General features: G+C 63.0%; 5 protein-coding genes. 3 read left to right on the top strand and 2 right to left on the bottom strand.

All coding sequences use genetic code 11. From position 1 onward, the window contains the following. Nucleotides 1–95: 95 nt before the first annotated feature. A complete protein-coding gene (locus tag EOA29_RS29470; RefSeq protein WP_189349985.1) occupies nt 96–581 on the bottom strand; it encodes a CreA family protein in 486 nt (161 codons plus the stop codon). Nucleotides 582–812: 231 nt separating this feature from the next. Between EOA29_RS29470 and EOA29_RS29465 the strand changes: the two genes are divergently transcribed. After that, the gene (locus EOA29_RS29465; protein ID WP_126093104.1) at nt 813–1,391 is read left to right on the top strand and encodes an SCO family protein; all 579 of its coding nucleotides are present in this window, start codon (nt 813–815) and stop codon (nt 1,389–1,391) included. Between the two features lie 8 nt (nt 1,392–1,399). Further along, nucleotides 1,400–2,272 (top strand): 50S ribosomal protein L11 methyltransferase, encoded by an 873-nt coding sequence (locus tag EOA29_RS29460; RefSeq protein ID WP_126093103.1) that lies wholly within the window; start codon nt 1,400–1,402, stop codon nt 2,270–2,272. A 9-nt stretch (nt 2,273–2,281) separates the two neighbouring features. Here the strand turns inward: EOA29_RS29460 and EOA29_RS29455 are convergent, their stop codons facing one another. Next, nucleotides 2,282–2,467, bottom strand: coding sequence for a hypothetical protein (locus EOA29_RS29455; protein ID WP_126093102.1), 186 nt, complete (start codon nt 2,465–2,467; stop codon nt 2,282–2,284). Between the two features lie 238 nt (nt 2,468–2,705). On the opposite strand from EOA29_RS29455, the gene EOA29_RS29450 reads away from it, so the two are divergent. Continuing rightward, a partial coding sequence (locus tag EOA29_RS29450; protein ID WP_189479020.1) for an aminopeptidase P family N-terminal domain-containing protein occupies nt 2,706–3,461 on the top strand: 756 nt, incomplete at its 3' end.

Here is a 3,461-nt window from a genome sequence, read left to right as displayed (position 1 = left end):
TTTCAGGACAAGGTGTTCAGGACGGTCCATGGCGCGGCTTTACGCCCGAGCGATTGGACCCGCAAGCGGGACCCTATCATCCGCCGATCGGAAGCCTATTGCGGCTTGCCCTTTGTCCACGCGACGTTCTGGCCGTAGAGCGGCACGGTGGTGACCGACATCTTCGCCGAGCCGTTCTGCACCTGGCGCGAATGCGACAGATAGATCAGCGTCTCGTTCTTCTTGTCGTAGATGCGGTTCACCACCTGCTTCTTCCAAATCAGGCTGAGGCCCTGCTTGAACACCTCCTCACCGCTCTCGCTCATGTCGATGTCGCCGATGGTGATCGGCCCGGTCTGGCGGCAGGAGATCGAGGAATCGGAGGGATCCTCGAACCAATTGCCCTTGTGCAACCGATCGATGATGCTGCGATCGAAATAGGCGACGTGGCAGGTGACGCCGTCGACTTTCGGATCCTTGATCGCGTCGATCATGATGTCGTTGCCGACCCAGTCGACGCCGACCTTGCCGACCTCGTCGGCAGCCGCTGCGCCGGCGCTCAGGGCAAGACATGCGGCAATCAAGCCGATCAGTTTTCGCAAGGAAGCCTCCTCGGGTTTGCGGTTCAGCCGATGTCAGGTGGGATAAGACCATGGCATTTGCAAGCCGTTCGACGGCTGGACGCGATGTCGGGCCGAGAGCGCCCGTTAACCGTGACGGTTGCGGCAACGCGACATCTTTGCGCCCATCGCGCCGAACCGTTAGAACTGTTTGTCAAAACAGGCCCGCGCCCAGTCCGGCGCGCCGCGACGATCACGACGGATAGTTTTCTGATGATGCGCTCAATTCTGGTCGGCATTCTTGTCCTGATGGCGGCGGGCATAGGCTGGCTCACTTTCGACTGGTACCGCGGCCATTATGGCGGCGAACCCTTCGGCGCGGCCTTCGCGCTGACCGACCAGAAAGGCGCGCCGATCACCGAGGCCGCGTTCAGGGGGCATCCAAGCGTCGTCTTCTTCGGCTTCACCCATTGCCCGGAAGTCTGCCCGACGACGCTCTTCGAACTGGCCGGCTGGCTGAAGACGATGGGCGACAGCGGCAAGAACCTGAACGCCTATTTCGTCACCGTGGACCCGGAGCGCGACACGCCGGAGATCATCAATTCCTATGTCAGCAACTTCTCCGATCGCATCACCGGCATCACCGGCGATCCGGACAAGGTGCATGCCATGGCCAAGTCCTTCGGCATCTACTGGAAGAAGGTCGACACCGGTGACGGCGATTACACGATGGACCACACGGCCTCCGTGCTGCTCCTCAACGCCAAGGGCGAGTTCGCCGGCACGATCGCCTATGGCGAAAACGCCGACACGGCTATCGCCAAGCTGAAACGCCTGGCGGCGGAAGGCTGACGCATCCGATGGCGCAGACCAGGCTTCATTTCATCGCCAACAAGATCGAGGCCGACCGCATCTTCGCTGCGCTCGACGCCGCCTTCGAGGATGACGGCCTGCCGCTTGCCGTGCTGGAAGTCGACGAGGCCGCCGACATCCACGAAGTGTCGCTCTACGCCGATGGCGATGTCGATGCCGTCGAAGCGCGGATCAACGATATTCTCGTGAGCCTCGCTTTGCCGAAGCCGGTCGAACGCGAGGCGTTGCCCGACGTCGACTGGGTGGCGCGCTCACTGGAAGGGCTGAAGCCGGTCCGCGCCGGGCGTTTCTTCGTCCATGGCGCTCACGACCGCGGCAAGCGCCACAGCAGCGATCTCGCCATCGAGATCGAGGCGGGTCTTGCCTTCGGCACTGGCCATCACGGCACCACGGCCGGCTGCCTCGAAATGCTGGACCAGGTCGTGCGGCGCGAACATCCCCGCAACGCGCTCGATCTCGGCACCGGCAGTGCCGTGCTGGCGATAGCGCTGGCGAAGCTTGCGCATATCCCCGTGCTGGCAACCGACATCGATCCGGTCGCCGTTCGCGTCGCTGCCGCCAATGCGCGCCTCAATCATGTCAAGGCACTGGTCGAGACGGTGACGGCGCCCGGCTTCCATCATCCGATCTTCGCCAGGCGCGCGCCCTTCGACCTGATCGTCGCCAACATCCTGGCGCGGCCGCTGATGCGGCTGGCGCCGGAGATGGCCAAGCACGTCAGGCTGGGCGGCTCGCTGGTGCTCTCCGGCATCCTCGACCGCCAGCGCGATGCGGTGATCTCGGCCTATGTCGGCCAAAGCTTCCGCCACGTCCGCACCTTGCATCGCGAGGGCTGGGTGACGATCCACCTCAAGCGCTGAGGCGTTTACTCATACATAGAGCGAGTTTGCCGCCTTCTTCAGCTCTTCGCGATTGTAGCCATTAGCGTTCAGCGTTTCATCATCGAGACAAAGCAGCGCGCCATTGACGTAACGGCTTGCTTCGCGCTGGCGGGCTTCGACCAGCGCGTTCATGGCGTTTCTGAAAAATCCGCGTCTGGCTGGAAGCGTGGACATGACAGTCTCCTTTGCAGGACAACAGGATTCATTCCTCCACGCCCGAGAAATTAGGCTCTACCGACCTGTTTGGAAATCACCGATTCTGCATGGCGTCCATGCGTAAAGACACAGCGCACTTGGCTTGCATATCATCCCTTGTGCGTATCTGGATCAAATGGCGTCCGGTGACAGATCCGTTTCAATCGGTGCATGAAATGCACTAGGGTCGCGACAAGCATCCGAGGAGATCCCACAAATGTTCCAGACCTTTGATTCCGCTGGCGATCCGACCGTAGGCAAGCCGCGCGTGGCGATGCTGCGTCAATGGCTGGTGGAGAACGGCCTGGACGGCTTCATGGTGCCCCGCGCCGACGAGCATCAGGGTGAGTATGTCGCCGACCGTTCGGCGCGGCTGAAATGGCTGACCGGTTTTTCCGGCTCGGCCGGCGTCGCCATCATCCTGCGCGACCGCGCCTTCATCTTCGTCGACGGCCGCTACACGCTGCAGGTGCGGGGCGAGGTCGACCTTTCGATCTTCACCGTCGAGAGCCTGATCGACAATCCGCCGGCGAGCTGGATCAAGGACAGTCTCGGCAAGGGCGCCAGGCTCGGCTTCGACCCCTGGCTGCACACGATCGGCGAGGTCAAGGCGCTGAGGGCCTCGGCCGAGCAGTCCGGCGCGACGCTGGTGCCGCTCGACAAGAATCCCATAGACATCATCTGGAAGGATCAGCCCCAGCCGCCGGCAGCGCCGGTCGAGCTCCACCCGATCGCCTTTGCCGGCGAGCTCGCCAAGGACAAGCTGGCGCGGCTGGCGGGCGCGATCCAGAAGGACGGCGCGACCCATGCCGTGCTGACCGACCCCTCTTCCATCGCCTGGGCGTTCAACATCCGTGGCGGCGATGTCGCGCACACGCCGCTGGCGCTGGGCTTCGCCATCCTTGCCGCCGACGGCAAGCACCAGCTCTTCATGGACCCGCACAAATTTTCGCGCCAGGTCGCGGCCTATCTC

This window comes from Mesorhizobium sp. M1E.F.Ca.ET.063.01.1.1, assembly GCF_003998155.1.
Taxonomy (GTDB): domain Bacteria; phylum Pseudomonadota; class Alphaproteobacteria; order Rhizobiales; family Rhizobiaceae; genus Mesorhizobium.
This window is presented reverse-complemented; position numbering and strand designations above follow the sequence as displayed.

Bases quoted from the DNA above. Each gene is read 5' to 3' on its own strand.
- EOA29_RS29465 (WP_126093104.1), top strand. From the start codon at position 813: ATGATGCGCTCAATTCTGGTCGGCATTCTTGTCCTGATGGCGGCGGGC.
- EOA29_RS29460 (WP_126093103.1), top strand. From the start codon at position 1,400: ATGGCGCAGACCAGGCTTCATTTCATCGCCAACAAGATCGAGGCCGAC.
- EOA29_RS29455 (WP_126093102.1), bottom strand. From the start codon at position 2,467: ATGTCCACGCTTCCAGCCAGACGCGGATTTTTCAGAAACGCCATGAAC.